The organism is Halorussus limi, assembly GCF_023238205.1.
Classification (GTDB): Archaea; Halobacteriota; Halobacteria; order Halobacteriales; family Haladaptataceae; genus Halorussus; species Halorussus limi.
In genome coordinates this window covers 115,059-132,781 of the sequence record NZ_CP096660.1, presented here as the reverse complement: position 1 = coordinate 132,781, position 17,723 = coordinate 115,059, and the positions used below count along the sequence as shown (strand labels likewise).

Below are 17,723 nucleotides of genomic sequence, written 5' to 3'. Positions count from 1 at the left end.
GGGCTTCTGCTCGCCGAGTAGTGTCACATTCGCAGGTCGACTGACGAGGCCGGAACTAGAGAACTCATCTTCAGTAAGTATCGAGGGTAGCGGAGTTAACCAATATACGGGCTGAAGTAGGGGTGATTGTTGGTTAAGACTCTCGAAATACTGGATGCCAGAAGCGATGACGATGCTGATGGCAAGCTAAAACTGCGCAGTAGTCTGTACGAAATCCCCCGAAGGAAGTGTATCGGAACCACATTAGTTAGATTCACAACTACATTGGTGGTTTTGACGCTAGTTCCGGGTATCGATTTCCGCAACCATCGACCAAGCTGATATTCCTGAAGTTGGTTTAGTTTAGCCTCCCCCCTTCCTTCACAACCCCCACTCAACACCGTATAAAAGATAATAGTCATAATATGGTTCTCTCCTGATCTTGGGTCGTGATGGTTCTGATATATTCAAGCAGTGAATCACTTCGGAACTTGGACCTGGTGCTGGATGTGTCCGACCGGTTGTACGTCCTCGCACACTGCGAAGGAATAGCCGCGGGGACGACCAACGAGATTCGGTCGAACTACCACATCATCGATGCCTTTCTGGGGAGGGAGTAAGATGGCCGAGACCCACTCTGAGGCGACCGCCGTGCTCCTCGAACTCTCGGACGTGACTGCGGGGTACGGTAACACGACGGTCGTCCACGACGTGGACCTCGCGGTCCCCGAGGGCGAAATCGCCTGCCTAGTCGGGTCGAACGGGTCGGGCAAGAGTACGGTGATGAAGTCCATCTGCGGCTTCGCCGACGTGTTCGAGGGCCGCATCTCGTTCGACGGCGAGGACGTGACCCACCGTAGTCCGCAGGAAAGCCTCCGGTCTGGCGTGAGTTACGTCCTCCAGTCGTCCAGCGTCTTCCCGGACATGACGGTCCACGAGAACCTGCTGATGGGCGGGTACGTCTTCGCCGACGACAACCGGGCGGCCCGGTGGACCGAGGAACTCTACGGCGAGTTTGCCCGATTCGACGAGCGCCGCGACCAGAAGGCCGGGATGCTCTCGGGCGGCGAGCGGGACCGAACTCTTGGAAGACGAGGAGGTCGGTCGGTTGTACCTCGGCGGGTGACGCGACTCGCGACCACCGTCCTCGTACGAGCCCGTACGGCCCGGAACTCGGGCGCGGCAGAATCCTAATGAATCTGACGGTGAAATAGGTAGCTATGACTACTTTCTCGACTCCGAAGCGCGCCGACTCGGCCCGATTCTCCCGACTCGCGGCTTCGGTCCCCACCGACGGGGACCGTCCCGAGATTCGGGTCGAAGCGCCGTACTCGGGCGAGACTATCGGAACGATTCCCGCGGGAACGGATGCGGACGTGCGGGCCGCGGTCGAGCGCGCCCGCGAGGCACAGCGGTCGTGGGCCGACCGACCGGTCCCGGACCGCGCCGAAATCGTCCTGCGATTTCACGACCTCGTGTTGGACCGCCGGGCCGAACTCCTCGACGTCGTCCAACTCGAGAGCGGGAAGGCCCGAATCGACGGCTTCGAGGAGGTGCTGGACGTGGCGACGACCGCGCGCCACTACGCCCACCGGGCCGAGGGCTATCTAGACGCCGACCGCCGGAAGGGTGCGTTCCCGCTGCTCACGCGGGCGACCGTCCACCGGAAGCCGGTCAGGGTCGTTGGCATCGTCTCGCCGTGGAACTACCCCCTCACTCTCGCGATTTCGGACGCACTTCCGGCGCTACTGGCGGGCAACGCCGTCGTACTCAAGCCCGCGAGCGAGACGCCGTTCTCGGCGCTGCTACTCCGCGACCTGCTCCGGGAGGCCGGGGTCCCCGACGACGCGTTTCAGGTCGTGACCGGCACCGGGAGCGAGGCGGGCGGTGCGGTCGTCGAGCGGGCCGACTACGTCTGTTTCACCGGAAGCACGGAGACCGGCCGGACGGTGGCCGAGCGGGCGGGCGCGAACCTGACCGACTGCTCGCTCGAACTCGGCGGCAAGAACCCGATGGTCGTGTTGGAGGACGCCGACCCCGAACGCGCGGTCGAGGGCGCGATAGGTGGCTGTTTCACCAACGCGGGCCAACTCTGCATCTCGTTCGAGCGCCTCTACGTCCAGCGCGAAGTCTACGACGAGTTTCTGGACCGGTTCGTCCGGCGGACCCGCGCGCTCGACCTCCGCGGGGCCTACGACTACGGGCCGGACGCGGGGTCGCTCGTCGGCCCGGACCAACTCGAAACCGTCGAAGAACACGTCGAGGACGCCGTATCGAAGGGCGCGGACGTGTTGACGGGCGGTCGCGCCCGCCCCGACCTCGGGCCGTACTTCTACGAACCGACGATTCTGACCGGCGTGACCGACGAGATGAACGCCGGACGCGAGGAGACGTTCGGCCCGGTGGTCGCGGTCAGTCCGTTCGACGCCGACGCGGAGGCGGTCGAACTCGCCAACGACTCCGACTACGGCCTGAACGCGAGCGTCTGGACCGAGGACGGCGAGCGGGGTCGGGCGCTCGCTCGCCGAATCGAGTGCGGGACCGTCAACGTCAACGACGCCTACGCCGCGGCGTGGGCCTCGGTGGACGCGCCGATGGGCGGCATGAAGGACTCCGGAATGGGCCGCCGCCACGGCGACGAGGGGTTCCTGAAGTACACCGAGGCCCAGACCGTCGCCGAGCAGCGCGGCCCGCCGGTCGGCGCGCCGCGCGGAGTGCCCGACGGGTGGTACGCGAAGGGGATGACGCTGGCGCTACACGCGATGAAGCGGATTCCGGGGGTGCGGTAGATGGCGGACGATTCCGGGGACCGAGCGGCGGCCGACGGCGCATCTCGGTCGGTGTTCGTCACCGGGTTCCCCGGATTTCTGGGCTCCGAACTCGTCGCGCGCCTGCTCGACAGGTATCCCCCGGACGTGGCGATTCGCTGTCTGGTCCAGCCGAAGTACCGGGACCTCGCCGAGGAGCGCGCCGCGGAACTGACGGAGGGTTCGCCCGACCGAATCGAACTCAGCGAGGGCGACATCACGGAATCGGACCTCGGGTTGGGCGGCGACTACGACGCCCTCGCCGCCGACGCGGTCGAAGTCTACCACCTCGCGGCAGTGTACGACCTCGGCGTCGCCCGCGACGTGGGGATGGCGGTCAACGTCGAGGGCACTCGCAACGTCCTCGACTTCGCCGAGCGCGCCCCCGAACTCCGGCGGTTCCAGTACGTCTCGACGTGCTACGTCAGCGGGCGCCACGACGGCGTGTTCACCCACCGCGACTTGGACGTGGGCCAGTCGTTCAACAACCACTACGAGGAGACCAAGTTCCTCGCGGAGGTCGAGGTCCAGCGCCGCATGGACGAGGGGTTGCCAGCCACCGTCTACCGCCCGGCAATCGCGGTCGGCGACAGCGAGACCGGTGCGACCCAGAAGTACGACGGGCCGTACAACGTCCTGCGACTCCTCGACCGGCAACCCACCGTCCGCGCGGGCGTCGGCGTCGTGCCCGTGTTCGGCGACCCGCGGGACTACGAGGTCAACGTTGTCCCGCGGGACTTCGTGGTCGACGCCATCGACCGCCTGAGTCGGCGCGACGATTCGGCGGGCGAGGTGTACCAGCTCTGCGACCCGAACCCGCCCACCGTCGCGGGGATGGTCCGGGCGTTCGGCGATGCGCTCGGCGTCCGCGTCTTTCGGGTGCCGATGCCCGGCGGCGCGACGCTGGCCCGCCGCGCGCTCGAATCGACGCCCGGCCTCGCGTCGGCGCTCGGCGTCCAACCGGCGGTCCTCGACTACTTCGTCCACCCGACGAGTTACACCTGCCAGAACGCGGTCCGGGACCTGCGCGGGACCGGCGTCTCCTGCCCGCCGTTCGAGGAGTACGCGGACCGACTGGTCCGGTTCTACCGCGACCACCCCGACGTGTCGGCGGACGCGATGGTCTGAATCTGCGGACGCCGTGGCCCGAGTCTCTGGATACCGTGGCTGGAATCCTAGGAGCACTCCGGCGCCGACCGGCGCGATTTCGCGCTGAGATTCTTCGTTTCCTCTCTGCGGGCGTCTCCTTTATGAAAAAGATGTTTTTTCAACAAGAATTTATACGCCTCATCCGAAAGCTCTCCGCATGCGACGCCGCGAATTCATCGCCGGTACCGGCATCTTCGCCGCCTCCGCCCTCGCCGGTTGTGCCGGAAGCAAGTCCCCGCCACCCCGCAAGTCGAACGTCTTCGAGACCATCGAAGCGCGAGACGGGAAGATTCAGGTCGCCCTCGAAGACGACACGTGGGTCAAGTCCCGCTACGACGGCGGGAGTCAGAACGCCCTCCCCGACCCCGACGAAGTCGGCGGGTTGAACCCGGTCGGAAGCGTCCGTGCGATGGGCAAGGGCGGCGGTGGCCGCGGTGCCACCGGCCGCGCCACCGGCGGGTACAGCAGCGCACCCAAGACTCACCACGGCCGGGCGTGGTGGCACGGCGGCAACTACGCCGTCAACTGGTACGACAACCACCAGGACGCGGTCACGAAGTACGGCGTCGGCGTCTCGGCGTTCGGCGTGGCCTCCCTCGGGAGTTCCTCGGAGATGGAGGACAACGCGCCCGGCGCGGGTCCCGTCCCGTGGGACTGCCGGGTGTCGAATCCCAACGACACCGAGACCTGCGCCGTCGAGCGAGAGGGCTGGTACCGCGTCGGGGCCGAACTCAGGGGGAAGAACGGCCACGACTTCGACTGGGAGTGCGTCGATTTCGAGGTGAGCCAACAGATCACCGGCGACGGCTACGAAATCCAGAAGCAGTGGAAAGTTTCCCCGCGGATTTAAGCCCGTAACGCCGAACCGGCGGTCCGCCGGTCTGCCCTCCCAAATCCCTGTCGAAGGTCGCCGTTCGCACGAAGACGCTGACTCTACTCGCCATCACGTACGTCGTGTCGTTCTGCCGCTTCGCCTTCGAGTTCGTTTACTTGGAGCTACTGATGGTGATGTACGCCGAGTGAAAGTTCGTTTACCAACCCCCTCTAAGGCCGCCAGATTCAGTCGTCGGCGACGAATACGTCGACGAGAAAGTCGATATCGATGAAGAGACCGATTCCGGTAGCCAATCCGAGTATCATAACGATAGTGTAAACTATCGGTGGTCGTCGTTGCGGCCCGGAAATCGAAAACGGGTCACCCATAACCACAAACAGATACGTGAGTCCGAGGATGCCACCAATAGTAAACAACAAGGCAGCTTTTATTCTATTTCTCATGACTCTATCTTCTCTTCACCAATATATGGCAACCGTCTGACTAATAGATTTCCGTACAGGAAATAAAGATGTTTCCGGCAGAATTCGGCACCGACAGAAACCATTTCCTGCGCTTCGACGTAGCTCCCGGTATGACCGACGACAAGGACGAACTTCGGAGCGCCGCCGACGAACTCGCGGAACTCGGCGACGCGGTTTCGGACGCCGAAATCGAGGACCGACTCGAAGGCTTCGCCGACAGACTCCGGCGGATGGCCGACGGCGAGCGAGGCCCGGACCACGGCCAACTCGCGCGCCTCGAACACAACCTTCAGGACGTGCGGTCGGACCTCGACGGTGAACACGCCGAGGCAGTAGGGTCGGCGCTCGAAAGCGTTCGGTCCTACCGAGAGACGGTGGACGGCGTCTGAGCCACCCCTGCGGTTCGTCTTCCTAGCAGATGGACGGGAGGACAGTGCGCGGTCTCGACGGAGCGCGATGACCGCGCGCTAGCGCACGCCGAACCGCGGTCAGTCGGCCGTGGTAGTCTCCTGTTCTCGGACCGGTCGCAACTCTGCGCTGAAGTGTCGCAACTCGGCCATCTCGGGTTCGTCGGTGATTTCGAGGCCCGAGATTTCGCCCGCGTCGCGGCGCTCGGCCACCTTCTCGAACGTCTCGGCGACGTGTTCGAGATGGTCCGCGCCGTAGGTCCGGCGGGGCAGCGACAGTCGGACCAGTTCCGGCCGGTCGGTGTCGGGGAACGCGAAACTACCCAACTCCACGCCCCGGACCGCGCCCTCGCGGTAGAGTTCGCAGACCAGCGCCTGTCCCGGGAACCGCTCGGCGGGAATCTCGGGCAGGAACTCGGCGGCGTTCACGTACACCGCGTGGCCGCCGGTCGGGCGCTGGACCGGCACGTCGCGCTCGGCCAGCATGTCGCCGAGACGCTGGACCTGTCCGACCCGGTCGGCGATGTACGACTCCTCGACCGCCTCCCGGAGGCCGACCGCCATCGCTTCGAGGTCGCGGCCCGCCATCCCGCCGTAGGTCGTGAACCCCTCGTAGAGGATGGCCCGCTCGCGGGCCTTCGCGTGGAGGTCGTCGAGTGCCGGGTCGTCGCGCAGGGCGACGAACCCGCCGACGTTGACCAGTCCGTCCTTCTTCCCGCTCATGACGAGCGCGTCGGCGTAGGAGAGTTGCTCGCGGGCGACTTCGGCGACCGACCGGTCGGCGAACTCCGCCTCGCGCTCCCTGACGAAGTAGGCGTTCTCGGCGAACCGGCAGGCGTCCACGACGAACGTGGCGTCGAGTTCGTCGGCGACTTTCCGGGCCTCGTGGACGTTCTCGACGCTGACCGGTTGGCCGGCCAGCGAGTTGTTGGTCAGGGTGAGCAGGACCGCCGGAATCCTGTCGGCTCCGACCTCGTCGGCCAGCGCTCGGACCTGCTCCACGTCGATGTCGCCCGCGAACTCCCGGTCGCCCGAGAGGGCGTCGTCGTGCGGGCAGTCGACCGGTTCGCCGCCGTTGTTGGCGATGTGGGCGCGGGTCGTGTCGAAGTGGGTGTTGTTGGGCACGTAGTCGCCGTCCTCCACCAGCGCTCCGTAGAGGACGTTCTCGGCTCCGCGGCCCTGATGGGCGGGTAGGATGCGCTCGAAGCCCATCACGTCGGCGACCGACTCCCGCAAGCGCTCGAAACTCGCGCTCCCGGCGTAGGCCTCGTCGCCCGACATCATGGCGGCCCACTGTGACTCGCTCATGGTGCCGGTGCCGCTGTCGGTGAGGAGGTCCACGAACACGGCGTCGGAGTCGAGATTGAAGACGTTGTAACCCGCCCGTTCGAGTTGAGATTCGCGCTCGTCGCGGTCGGGGAGACGAATCGGGGAGACGACCTTCGACTTGTAGGCTCGCATGTCCGGACGGTCGGTCTCTCGCAACGTATTGCTTCCGGGACAATTGTGGCCGCAGATAGCCGCTTGCGGCGAATATCTGCCGAACGTGCGCACCGACCGACGGACCCGTTCGCCGGTGACTTGCGGTGAACGCCGATTGATGTTTCCGTTTACGTAAACGTAAACACTCCGGACGCCTCGATTTGAATTTACCGGTGTGAGCGCGTTTACCCGTCAGAATTAAGCGTAGCATGACTATGATACTAGTTATCATGTGTAGTGGTGATGCTTCGAGCGGCGACGATGGCGACGCCCCGTCGTTCGCCCGTGTCCTCTCGGACCGCGACGGACGGTCTATCGACCAGCTGTTCGAGACGATAGCCGACCGGCGGTCGCGGTTGGTGCTGTCGTACTTCGATTCGGCCTCGGTGGACGCCGCCGAACTCGACGACCTCGTGGAGTACGTCGCCGAGCGAGAGGTCGCGTCGTCGTCGGTCGACGCAGACGCCGCCGACGAGGAGTACTGCCGTCGGGTCGCCATCTCGCTCCACCACAACCACCTCCCGAAGCTATCGGACGACGCCTTCGTCGACTACGACCCGCGCTCGAAGACGGTCCGATACTGGGGCGGAGACCGGGTTTCGGCGTGTCTGAAACTCTACGAGGCGGTCCGAGACGACTGAGCGACCCGACGGATTTCGGACGAGAACGGGCGAGATTCGATGCGGAGACGGCCGTTCTAATTTGAGCCCCGAAGCCGGTAAGTATATGCCGAACGGTGTCCTACTCGTTCGTCGTTAGACGTACCGAAGGGGCCGACGAGTCGGGACGGTGGGGACCTCCTCGGTGGGTCGTCGGAGTGAGAGCATGATCGACGGCGACGAGACGCGAAACGACGCTGTTGACCGCGGTTCCGAGACGCATCAGATTACCTACGACCCGGCGTCGTCGGCGCCCCCGAGTCACGTCCTCGTGGTCGGGGTCGCCGACGTCGCCCAGGTCGACCCGCTGGAGTTGGAACCGCTCCACGACGCGGTCGACCCCGCGACGATAGACGAGTTCGTGGGAGAGGGCGGTCTCCCCGACGTGGACGGTCGCATCTCGTTCGCGTTCGCCGGTTACGACGTACACGTCCACCCGTGCGGTCTGTTCGAGGTCACGCCCGCCGACTGACGCGAGGTCGCGACTCGCGCTATTATCGGACTATCTGGACGCGAATCGGAGTCCGTCGTCTGCCCCGAACCCACTACTCATTACCCCGGCGTGCCAGTCCTCTCGCATGGACGCAGACGGGGACCGACCGAACGTAGACCGGGAGCGACTGCGCGAGGACATCGAGCGGACCGCCGCGTTCGGCGACATCGATGCCGACGAGGGCCGCGGACGGACCGTCCTGACCGGCACCGAGGCCAACCGCGAGGCCCGCGAGTACCTCGTCGCGCGACTGGAAGACGCCGGACTCGACGTGCGAATCGACGCCGTGGGCAACGTCGCGGGCCGGTGGACGCCGGACAGCGCCGACCCGGCGGCCGCGCCGGTCGCGGCCGGGAGCCACCTCGACTCGGTGCCGGAGGGCGGCATCTTCGACGGTCCGCTCGGCGTCTACGCCGCGCTCGAAGCGGTCCGGGCGATGCAAGACGCCGACCTCGACCCCGCCCGGCCGGTCGAGGTGGTCTCGTTCACCGAGGAGGAGGGCCAGCGGTTCGCGTCGGGCCTGCTCGGGTCGTCGGTCGCGGTCGGCGAGCGGTCGGTCGAGGAAGCGCTCGCGCTCGAAGCCGACGACGGCGAGGGCGGTACGACCACACTCGAATCGGCGCTGGAGGCAATCGGCTTCCGGGGCGAGGGCCGCCTCGACGCCGGAGCGTGGGACGGATGGCTCGAACTCCACGTCGAGCAGAGCGAGCGCCTGACCGACGCCGGGGTGCCGGTCGGCGTCGTCACCTCGATTACGGGCATCACTCACTGCGAGGCGGTCGTCCGCGGCGAGGCGAACCACGCCGGAGCGACGCCGATGGGCGACCGAACCGACGCCTTGGCGGCGGCCAGCGAGTTCGTCCTCGACGTGGAACGGGCCGCCGAGGCGGTCGCGGCCGCCGACAGCGAGACCGCGGTCGGCACCGTCGGGAGCCTCGACGTGCGCCCGAACGCTACCAACGTCGTGCCCGGCGCGGTCGAGGCGGGCGTGGACATCCGCGACGTGGACCGCGACGCGATGGAGAAACTCGTCTCTCGCGCCCGCGAGAGCCTCGCGAGACTCGAACGCGAGCGCGGCGTCGAGACCGAATTTCGGCGGCCCTTCGACCTCGAACCGACGCCGATGAGCGACCGGGTTCGGAAAGCGGCCCGCGACGCGGGCGAGGCGGCCGGCATCGAGACGCTCGACATGCACTCCGGGGCGGCCCACGACACGATGCACGTCGCCGAGGTGACGGACGCCGGTCTGCTGTTCGCGCCGTCGCGCGATGGCGTCTCGCACAACCCGAAGGAGTGGACCGACTGGGAGGACTGTGCGACCGCGACGCGGGTGTTGGCGGGGGCGCTGGCGGACTTGGCGGGAGCGTAGGTCTACGAACGTTCCTAGATCGAAAATATACAGCTGAACTCGATATTTTACGCAGCACATGAAATAAATACATGAATACTGATTTGATTAAATTATCTCATATAATTATTGCAAGAATTTTTAACAGAGGACCGGAAATAGGAACGTCACGATGAACGGAATACTCCTGTTTGGGGTCTCTGGTTCGGTATCGGCGTACTCATGTGGTGGTGGCCCGCCGCGGTGTTCGTCGCGTTCTCCAACGAGGACGTGACGCCGGGCGCTCGGGCGTTCGCCGTCGCCGCTATCTTCTTCGGACTGGTGTTCTTTACGCTCTGGTCCCCCCAAACCGGTGCCGGGTTAGCGCTTCCGGGGACGCTCCTCACCGTTGGCGTCCTCCAAGTCGTCCACCCGGTTCCGGTCCCCGGGACTGACCCGGAGGGTCCGGTCACACCTCGTGGTAGCGGCGTCGGCATCGTCCTCGCCGGGGTCCTACTGGCCGTCTACTCGCTCTTCTGAATCTCCTGCGTGAACCGAATCGCCTCGCAGTTCGGGTCCACGCCGTCCACTTCCGTCGCCGGGGACCGTTCGTCGGCGGCGAACCCCTTCGACTCGTAGAAGTCGACGGCCTCGTCGTGGCCGGCGAAGACGGAGACGCTCTGATCGGTGACGCCCGCTTCGCGCTGGCGCTCGGTGAGCCTTTCGAGCAGTCGGGTGCCGACGCCCTCGCCCTGCCGGTCGGGGCGGACGTAGAGCGCCGAGACCTCACCGACCCCCGCCTCGGGCCGGTCGTCGCGGACCACGCCGACGACGGTCTGGGACGCGGCTTTCGCGTTCTCGTCGGCGGCGAGCGCGACCAACCAGCCGCCGGGTTCGTCGCGCCTCTCCTCGATTTCGTCGGCGAGGCGCTCGGGTCGGTAGAACGTCCGGAGGTTCGCTTCGACGTACTCGTCGGGGAGTAGGTCGGCGTAGGCGTCGCGCCAACTCGCGGCACAGACGCGGCCGATGCCGTCGGCGTGAGCGGTCCTCGCGGCCTCGACGGATACCATCGGTCGGCGGGTCTCGACCCGCGAAGTTAGTTCCGGCGGTCGGCCGCTGGCGGTCGTTTCGGGAAAATCCTGTGACTTAGACTGTTACACCGTTACCAAAGAATCATTCTCCATCCTAAAGAAAACAAGAATCGTTCCGCAAGGTCGTCCTCCGAGCGGACTGCTCGCGGCACGACCTGTCTGCACCCGCTAAGTCGAACTTAATCCGGCGTTCGACGGGGCGTAATCGTCGTATTCGGGCGTTACGGGCGTGAACGACCGGAAACAGTCGGCCTCGTTTATTCGTCGTCAGGTACAGGTCAGACGCGAGAATGACGCGAAAATCGACGTTCGGTGCGCTCGTCTTCACAGTACTGCTGATTACCACGGGGCTATCGGGCGCGGTCGGGGCGAATCCGACCGCCGACGGGGCCGCCGACGCCTCGCCCGCACCGCTCGCACAGGAGACCACGACCGCGCAGGGCAACGAGTCGGCCAACGAGTCCGCGAGCGTGACGTTCACCGACCAGCGGACCAACGGGTCGGTCGTCACCGTCAACCAGACGAACCTCTCGGCGGGCGGGTACGTCGTCGTCTTCGCCCAGAACGGGACGGTCCTCGGGAACACCTCGTACCTCGAACCCGGCACGCACGAGAACCTGACCATCCCGCTCGACACCGGCATCAACGCCTCGCAGGTGGTCATCGCAGCGCCGCACCTCGACACCGACGGCGACCAGACGTTCGGCTTCAACGCCACCAACGCCCAACAGGTCGGAGTCGAGAACGCGACCGACCGGCCGTACCTCCAGGAGAACGGCCTGCCCATCAGCCAAGTCGCGTTCGTCATCGTGGGCAACGAGACGCGCCGGGGCACGACGACCACCGCGAGTCGGGTCGCACCGAGCGCGTGAGACCGGGGGTTCGACTCCCGCTCGACCGCCTTACGAACAATTAACTTTTCGACGCGCGACGGTTCGACCATGACGCTGCTGCCAGACCACACCGAGCGATTCGTCCGCGCGATGGTCCCCGACCGCGACGACACCCTCCGGGAGATGGAGGCCCACGGCGAGGAAATCGGCTTCCCGACGGTCGGCCCCGAGGTCGGGTCGTTCCTGCGACTCGCGGCGCGCATGGTCGACGCCGAGCGAATCTTCGAGTTCGGGTCGGGGTTCGGCTACTCGGCCTACTGGTTCGCCGAGGCGCTCCCGGACGACGGCGAAATCGTCCTGACCGAACACGACGCCGACGAACTCGACGACGCCCGCGAGTATCTGGCGCGGGGCGGCTACGCCGACCGCGCGGCCTTCGAGGACGGCGACGCGCTCGAAACCGTCGAGCGCTACGACGGTCCGTTCGACGTGGTACTCGTCGACTGCCACAAGGACGGCTACCCCGACGCGCTCGACGCGGTGCGCGGAAAAGTCGCCGAGGGCGGCGTGATAATCGCGGACAACGCGATGGAGAGCGGGATTCAGGACTTCGAGACCATCCTCGCGCTGCTCGAAGGCGACGACCCCGCGGACGTGGACGACCAGACGCGGGGCATCGCGGACTACCTCCTGACGGTGCGCGACGACCCCGACTTCGAGACGGTGGCGCTTCCGCTGGGCGAGGGAATCGCGGTGAGTTTCCGCCTCGGGGACAGGGCGTAGCGACGCCGCGGCGATTCAACAGACGTGGCCGCCGCCGTCGACCCAGACGGTCTCGCCGGTCACGTACGACGCCTCGTCGCTCGCCAGAAAGAGGTACGCGCCGGCCAACTCCTCGGGGTCGGCGGCTCGGAGCGGGAGGTCGGGCGTCTCGCCCTCGGGACCCATCTCCTCGGCCTCCTCGGACCAGCCCTCCCGGATTTCGGTCGCGACCGGGCCGGGCGCGACGGCGTTGACCCGCACGCCCTCGTCGGCGAGTTCCAGCGCCGCGCTCCGGGTCACCATCCGAATCGCGCCCTTCGTCGCGGCGTAGTGAGAGTGGTCCCACGCCGCCCGGCCCTGCGTGTCCGAGGAGGTGTTGACCACGACGCCGGGGTCGCCCCGGTCTATCATGTCGTTCGCGGCTATCTGCGTGCCGAAGAAGGTGCCCCGCGCGTTGACCGCGTGGACCTCCTCGAACTCCTCGGGCGTCACCTCGCGGAACCGGCGCTTGGTGTAGACGCCCGCGTTGTTCACCATCACGTCCACGCCGCCCGAGTCGCGGGCCGCCGCCACGACCGACCGAATCTGGTCCGGGTCCGAGACGTCGGTCTCGACGTACTCGGCGCGGCCGCCCGCGTCGCGGATTCGCTCGTGGGTCGGCGTGGACTCGCCGTCGGCCTTCGGCGACTCGCGAACGTCGGCGTTCACGACCGTCGCGCCCGCGTCGCCGAACGCGAGCGCGACGGCGCGACCGATGCCCGCGCTCGCGCCCGTGACGATTACCGTCGAATCGGAGAAGTCGGGGTTCAGATTGCCCATGCCCGACGGACGGTCGCCGGGCGGTTGTAGGTTGCGGCGCGGGTCTCCGGCCGTCTTCGGCGGCCCTACGCCAGTGCGTCGACGACCCACGTGAGGACGCCCAGCGCCATCAGTCCGATTCCGATGGCGGACGTCGATGGCTCCGGGAAGAAGAACAGCACGGCGCCGATGAGCAGGAGCGTCCCGGCGATGCCCTCGCCGAACCATCCGTCGTCGTCGCCTTCGGAGTCGTCGTAGTCGGCGGTGCGCCGGTCGTAGTCGTCCCCTGCCTCGTTCTCGGTGCTCGCGTCGTTGGCGTCGCCCGCGGGCCAGATTCCCCACCCGGAGGGGTACAGCGAGTTGCCGACGCCCGACGGGAAGAACGTGTCGTCGGTCGTCTCGTCGGTGTACTGGTCGCGGGTGGGTTCGTCCCCGTGGACGTCCTTGTACGTGCTGTCGTACTCGTCGTCGGTGTACGGGTTGTCGCTCACGCCAAGAAACTAGACGCTGACGGGGTTAGGGCCTGTGGCCGTTGGTCGCACTTAACGCGTCACCCCAACGTGTTGAGGACCGCGAGACTGACGCCGACGCCCACCATCAGGATGCCCGTCACGGTCGTCGCGGGTTCGGGGAAGACGACGAGCGCGAGTCCGAGGAGGACCAGCGTCGTGATGATGCCGAAGTCCCAGAACCCGTCACCGTCATCGCCGTCGGTCGTCCGGGTCACGTTTTCTGTTTCGCTCACGGGCAGAGGGACGGGCGGAGCGGGGTTATGGGTTCGGGCCGCGGGGTCGCGAACGCTACCGCCGACTGCCGGGTTGGGGGTTGACGTGCGGTTTCGCCATCAGGTCGGCGAACCGCCGGTCGTCGAGCCACGTCAGCAGCTCGGCCAACTGCTCGCTCGCGGCGTCGAACAGCTCCGCGCCCTTCTCGGGGGTCGCGTCGGTCTGGTCGCCCAACACGCCGTTCTCGGTGTTGTCGATGGAGTCGTAGAAGTTGCGAGCGCCGTGGACGTAGGCCTCGTCGCTGTTGGCCCAGTCCACGAGGCCGCCGTCGCGGGCCGCCTCCAGTTCGTCGGTGCGCACGTTCTCGGGGTCGAGGTGCATCATCATCGCGGTCTCCTTCGGCCCGCCGTGGGGGCCGTTGGTCTCGAAGAGGTCGTCGACGAGGCCCGGAATCGACTCGTCCCACATCCACTCGACCGCGTAGGCGACCTCGTCCTCGCGCAGTCTGCGGCCGACTTCCCGGAGGTGGGTCTGGTTGCCGCCGTGGGCGTTGGCGAAGACGATGCGGTCGATGCCGTGGTACGCCAGATTCCGGGAGAAGCTCTCGACGTAGTCGCGGAACTCGGGCGCGTCTGCCCACATCGTACCGTGGAACTGCTTGTGGTGGACGCTCACGCCGACGTTCACGGTCGGCGTGCAGAGGTAGCCGGTCCGGTCGGCGGCCTCGCGGGCCAACCCCTCCGCAATCTTGTGGTCGGTCGAGAGCGGCAAGTGGGGTCCGTGCTGTTCGGTCGAACCCAGCGGCACGACCGCCACCGACTCCTCGGCCACGTAGTCGCTTAACTCCGGCCACGCCTGGTCTGCGAGGTACATACCGCAACGCCGTGGGCCAGCGGGTAAAGTTCTTGCCCGCGCTCGATTGCGGACCTCGGCCCGAGGCGGCCGCCGTGCCCGTCTCGCTCGCGGTTACCTCGAAGTAACCTCGTTTCACCGGAGTTAGCAAACGTATAATTCGGTGGGCGTCCACGAATGGAACACGATGTCTGACTGCCTCGACGACGACGCCCCACCGAGCGCGAAGCTAGTCGTAAAAGTTCTCGAATACAACGACGACGCGCTGACCCAGCAGCAGATCAGCGACCGGACTCGGCTCTCGCCCCGGACGGTCCGGAGTTCCATCAAGCGACTGAAAGAGCGGGACGTCATCGAGGAGCGGGTGTACATCCCCGACGCCCGCAAGCAGTTGTACGCGCTCACCGACTCCGTCGAGGAGTGTCTCCAAGCGGGCGAGGCGACGCCCGACAGCGCCGAAGCGGTCTGACCGTAACCTCTTTTTCGCCGCCGGGAGTCGGTCTCCCGCGTGACCGAGTACGACAAACTCGTGCGCGACCGGATTCCGGAGGTCGTCCGCGAGAACGGCGAGACGCCCGTCACCCACGTCGCCGACGGCGACGAGTACCGACGCCGCCTCCGCGAGAAACTCTGTGAGGAGGCCGGAGAGTTCCGCGAGTCCGGCGACCCCGAAGAACTCGCCGACGTGCTGGAAGTCCTCGACGCGATTCGGGACGCCGAGGAGTTCGACGCCGAGCGTGTCGAGCGCCTTCGCGCGGAGAAAGCCGAGGAGCGCGGCCGGTTCGAGGACGGCGTGGTGTTAGAGCGCGTGGAGTGACCCCGGGAGTATTCTGCCCAGCCCGAATTATTTAGGCTAGAAATATAAGTAAATTAACCGCATACGTAGTCGTGCCGTCCATGACACAGAATGACACGACCATCGACCGACGTTCGCTCCTGAAGAAGGTCGCGGTGGCGGGCGCGACGACCGGACTCGCCGCGGGAAGCGCCGGCGCGACCGCCGCGGACCGACCGGGCCGCTCCGCCGACCCCGCCGAGGCCGAGCAGTTGCTGGAGTCGTACGGTGGCGACCTGCTGGCGTTGCTCTCCGAGGAGGGCGTTCTCGACGCCGGCGACGCGGCCGAGTTGGCGACCGACCGCCCGGCCTCACCCTACGCTCCGCTCCGCGGCGAAGCGGGGACCGCGTTCGTGGACTCCGGCGTGAGTCCGGCGAGACTCGTCACCGTGACGGAAGTCGCCGGGGGCACGCTCACCGCCTCGGTCGAACCGGAGACCGGCGAGTCGTACGCGCTCCTCGACGACGGCGAGTCCGTGACCGTGTTCAACCCCGAGGTCGGAACGCTCGACGCCGACGACACCGCGACGACCCAGAGTTGTAGCCAGTACGCCTGTCCCCCCGAGGCCGACGGGTCGTGCTACGCGTCGAGTGCGGTCACGTACGAGGGAGACCGCGTGGCGACGCAGGCGTCGTGTTGCTCGTACTACCAGTGTACGGACCCCTGACGCGGTCGTCCCCTCTTTTTTCGGTCGAAATACTCCCGAGCAGTCAGTACCTGTGCATCGTCCGGACGCGCCGTCAGTCGTCCGCCGAGGGGTATTCGCGGTCGAGGTCCACGTCCGCCAGCGGTGCGCCCTCGACCTCGTGGGTGCCGACAGGCGGGCGATTCACCTCGGCCGCGGGCGACTCCTCCACGTCGGTCTCGGTCTCGATTTCGCTCATCTCGCCGTCAGCGTCGCGAGCGTCCTGGTCGATGCGCATCGAGCAGAACTCGACGCCGCACATCGAGCAGAAGCGCGCCTCCTTGTAGTTGTCGCCGGGGAGCGTCTGGTCGTGGTACGACCGGGCGCGCTCGGGGTCCAGCGCCAACTCGAACTGGCGCTCCCAGTCGAAGTCGTAGCGGGCCTCCGAGAGGGCGTCGTCCCAGTCGCGTGCGCCCTCGCGGCCGTTCGCCACGTCGGCGGCGTGGGCCGCGATGCGGTAGGCCGCGAGTCCGTCGCGCACGTCCTCGGCGTCGGGGAGACCGAGGTGTTCCTTCGGCGTGACGTAGCAGAGCATCGCGGCCCCGGCGCGTGCTGCCTCGGTCGCACCGATGGCGCTCGTGATGTGGTCGTAGCCCGGCGCCACGTCGGTCACGAGGGGGCCGAGGACGTAGAACGGCGCGCCGTCGCAGACCTCCTGCTGGCGCTCGACCTGCTCGGAAATCCGGTCCATCGGGACGTGGCCCGGCCCCTCGACCATCACCTGCACGCCGCGGTCCCGCGCGATGCTGGTGAGTTCTCCGAGCGTCTCTAACTCCGCGAATTGGGCGTCGTCGCCCGCGTCGGCGAGGCAACCCGGCCGGAGACCGTCACCGAGACTGAACGTCACGTCGAATCGCGCGAAGATTTCGCAGATGTCCTCGAATTTAGCGTAGAGCGGATTCTGCATTCCGTTCTCCTCCATCCACTGCGCGAGGATGGACCCGCCGCGGGAGACGATGCCGGTCTTGCGGCCGTCGGTCAGCGGCAGGTGTTCCATCAGGACTCCGGCGTGAATCGTCATGTAATCGACGCCCTGCCGGGCCTGTTTCTCGATTACGTCCAACAGGAGTTCGGGCGTGATGTCCGCGACGGCGTCGGCCCGTTTGACCGCCTCGTAAATCGGTACGGTGCCGACCGGGACCGGAGAGTGTTCCACGTTCGCCGCCCGAATCCGGTTCAACTCCCCGCCGGTGCTGAGGTCCATCACGGTGTCCGCGCCGTAGTGGACCGCGGCGTGGAGTTTCTCCAATTCGTCTTCGACGCCGCTCGCCTCCTCGCTGTTACCGATGTTCGCGTTGACTTTCGTGGCGAACTCGCTCCCGATAATCATCGGGTCGAGTCGGCCGTGTTCGACGTTCGCCGGAATCACTGCCTGGCCGTCCGCGACCTGCCGGCGGACGAACTCGGGCGCGACCCGTTCGCGCTCGGCGACTCGTTCCATCTCGTCGGTGACCGTGCCCTCGCGGGCGCGCTGTAACTGCGTCACGAATCACTAGGTTGTACTACCGGGTAATAAAACTGCGGGGGTCGGCTTCTCCC

The 17,723-nt window shown here is 66.6% G+C and carries 21 protein-coding genes; 14 read left to right on the top strand and 7 right to left on the bottom strand.

All coding sequences use genetic code 11. From position 1 onward, the window contains the following. Positions 1–600 precede the first annotated feature (600 nt). The 5 genes from M0R89_RS18955 (at position 601) to M0R89_RS18935 (ending at position 5,623) form a co-directional block, all read left to right on the top strand. On the top strand, positions 601–1,173 hold the full coding sequence (locus M0R89_RS18955; protein WP_248652647.1) for an ATP-binding cassette domain-containing protein: 573 nt from the start codon (positions 601–603) through the stop codon (positions 1,171–1,173). 26 nt (positions 1,174–1,199) lie between these two features. Continuing rightward, positions 1,200–2,768: a succinic semialdehyde dehydrogenase gene (locus M0R89_RS18950; RefSeq protein WP_248652646.1), complete on the top strand. Its 1,569-nt coding sequence runs from the start codon at positions 1,200–1,202 to the stop codon at positions 2,766–2,768. Then, positions 2,769–3,914, top strand: a complete 1,146-nt coding sequence (locus tag M0R89_RS18945; RefSeq protein WP_248652645.1) for an SDR family oxidoreductase — start codon at positions 2,769–2,771, stop codon at positions 3,912–3,914. A gap of 178 nt (positions 3,915–4,092) precedes the next feature. Further along, positions 4,093–4,785, top strand: a complete 693-nt coding sequence (locus M0R89_RS18940) for a hypothetical protein (RefSeq protein WP_248652644.1) — start codon at positions 4,093–4,095, stop codon at positions 4,783–4,785. A 559-nt stretch (positions 4,786–5,344) separates the two neighbouring features. Beyond that, positions 5,345–5,623, top strand: coding sequence for a DUF7553 family protein (locus M0R89_RS18935; RefSeq protein ID WP_248652643.1), 279 nt, complete (start codon positions 5,345–5,347; stop codon positions 5,621–5,623). A 99-nt stretch (positions 5,624–5,722) separates the two neighbouring features. Here the strand turns inward: M0R89_RS18935 and M0R89_RS18930 are convergent, their stop codons facing one another. Further along, positions 5,723–7,102: a tryptophanase gene (locus M0R89_RS18930; RefSeq protein ID WP_248652642.1), complete on the bottom strand. Its 1,380-nt coding sequence runs from the start codon at positions 7,100–7,102 to the stop codon at positions 5,723–5,725. Between the two features lie 236 nt (positions 7,103–7,338). On the opposite strand from M0R89_RS18930, the gene M0R89_RS18925 reads away from it, so the two are divergent. The 4 genes from M0R89_RS18925 to M0R89_RS18910 all read left to right on the top strand — a co-directional run bounded on the left by M0R89_RS18925 (position 7,339) and on the right by M0R89_RS18910 (position 10,142). Then, positions 7,339–7,764: a DUF7344 domain-containing protein gene (locus tag M0R89_RS18925; RefSeq protein ID WP_248652641.1), complete on the top strand. Its 426-nt coding sequence runs from the start codon at positions 7,339–7,341 to the stop codon at positions 7,762–7,764. Positions 7,765–7,948: 184 nt separating this feature from the next. Continuing rightward, positions 7,949–8,254, top strand: a complete 306-nt coding sequence (locus M0R89_RS18920; protein ID WP_248652640.1) for a HalOD1 output domain-containing protein — start codon at positions 7,949–7,951, stop codon at positions 8,252–8,254. Positions 8,255–8,360: 106 nt separating this feature from the next. Continuing rightward, on the top strand, positions 8,361–9,644 hold the full coding sequence (locus tag M0R89_RS18915) for a M20 family metallo-hydrolase (protein WP_248652639.1): 1,284 nt from the start codon (positions 8,361–8,363) through the stop codon (positions 9,642–9,644). Between the two features lie 201 nt (positions 9,645–9,845). After that, positions 9,846–10,142: a hypothetical protein gene (locus M0R89_RS18910; RefSeq protein ID WP_248652638.1), complete on the top strand. Its 297-nt coding sequence runs from the start codon at positions 9,846–9,848 to the stop codon at positions 10,140–10,142. On the opposite strand, the gene M0R89_RS18905 is transcribed toward M0R89_RS18910, so the two are convergent. Next, entirely contained in the window at positions 10,127–10,672 is a 546-nt protein-coding gene (locus M0R89_RS18905; protein ID WP_248652637.1) for a GNAT family N-acetyltransferase, read from the bottom strand. The genes M0R89_RS18910 and M0R89_RS18905 overlap by 16 nt on opposite strands. 311 nt (positions 10,673–10,983) lie before the next feature. Between M0R89_RS18905 and M0R89_RS18900 the strand changes: the two genes are divergently transcribed. Together M0R89_RS18900 and M0R89_RS18895 are read left to right on the top strand one after the other, a co-directional pair. Further along, entirely contained in the window at positions 10,984–11,565 is a 582-nt protein-coding gene (locus tag M0R89_RS18900) for a DUF7282 domain-containing protein (protein WP_248652636.1), read from the top strand. Positions 11,566–11,634: 69 nt separating this feature from the next. Continuing rightward, positions 11,635–12,309, top strand: a complete 675-nt coding sequence (locus M0R89_RS18895; protein ID WP_248652635.1) for an O-methyltransferase — start codon at positions 11,635–11,637, stop codon at positions 12,307–12,309. Between the two features lie 15 nt (positions 12,310–12,324). On the opposite strand, the gene M0R89_RS18890 is transcribed toward M0R89_RS18895, so the two are convergent. The 4 genes from M0R89_RS18890 to M0R89_RS18875 form a co-directional block, all read right to left on the bottom strand. After that, a complete protein-coding gene (locus M0R89_RS18890; protein WP_248652634.1) occupies positions 12,325–13,107 on the bottom strand; it encodes an SDR family NAD(P)-dependent oxidoreductase in 783 nt (260 codons plus the stop codon). A gap of 65 nt (positions 13,108–13,172) precedes the next feature. Beyond that, positions 13,173–13,577: a hypothetical protein gene (locus M0R89_RS18885; protein WP_248652633.1), complete on the bottom strand. Its 405-nt coding sequence runs from the start codon at positions 13,575–13,577 to the stop codon at positions 13,173–13,175. A gap of 59 nt (positions 13,578–13,636) precedes the next feature. After that, positions 13,637–13,831 carry a hypothetical protein gene (locus tag M0R89_RS18880; RefSeq protein ID WP_248652632.1) on the bottom strand — a complete coding sequence of 65 codons (195 nt, stop codon included), beginning with the start codon at positions 13,829–13,831 and terminating at the stop codon, positions 13,637–13,639. Positions 13,832–13,886: 55 nt separating this feature from the next. Continuing rightward, positions 13,887–14,684 carry a creatininase family protein gene (locus tag M0R89_RS18875; RefSeq protein ID WP_248652631.1) on the bottom strand — a complete coding sequence of 266 codons (798 nt, stop codon included), beginning with the start codon at positions 14,682–14,684 and terminating at the stop codon, positions 13,887–13,889. Positions 14,685–14,850: 166 nt separating this feature from the next. Between M0R89_RS18875 and M0R89_RS18870 the strand changes: the two genes are divergently transcribed. The 3 genes from M0R89_RS18870 to M0R89_RS18860 all read left to right on the top strand — a co-directional run bounded on the left by M0R89_RS18870 (position 14,851) and on the right by M0R89_RS18860 (position 16,166). After that, positions 14,851–15,132 carry a winged helix-turn-helix domain-containing protein gene (locus M0R89_RS18870; protein ID WP_248652630.1) on the top strand — a complete coding sequence of 94 codons (282 nt, stop codon included), beginning with the start codon at positions 14,851–14,853 and terminating at the stop codon, positions 15,130–15,132. A gap of 39 nt (positions 15,133–15,171) precedes the next feature. Further along, positions 15,172–15,480, top strand: a complete 309-nt coding sequence (locus M0R89_RS18865) for a nucleoside triphosphate pyrophosphohydrolase (RefSeq protein WP_248652629.1) — start codon at positions 15,172–15,174, stop codon at positions 15,478–15,480. Positions 15,481–15,560: 80 nt separating this feature from the next. Then, a complete protein-coding gene (locus M0R89_RS18860) occupies positions 15,561–16,166 on the top strand; it encodes a hypothetical protein (protein WP_248652628.1) in 606 nt (201 codons plus the stop codon). A gap of 73 nt (positions 16,167–16,239) precedes the next feature. Here the strand turns inward: M0R89_RS18860 and thiC are convergent, their stop codons facing one another. Further along, positions 16,240–17,670 (bottom strand): phosphomethylpyrimidine synthase ThiC, encoded by a 1,431-nt coding sequence (thiC, locus tag M0R89_RS18855; protein ID WP_248652627.1) that lies wholly within the window; start codon positions 17,668–17,670, stop codon positions 16,240–16,242. Between the last annotated feature and the right edge of the window lie 53 nt (positions 17,671–17,723).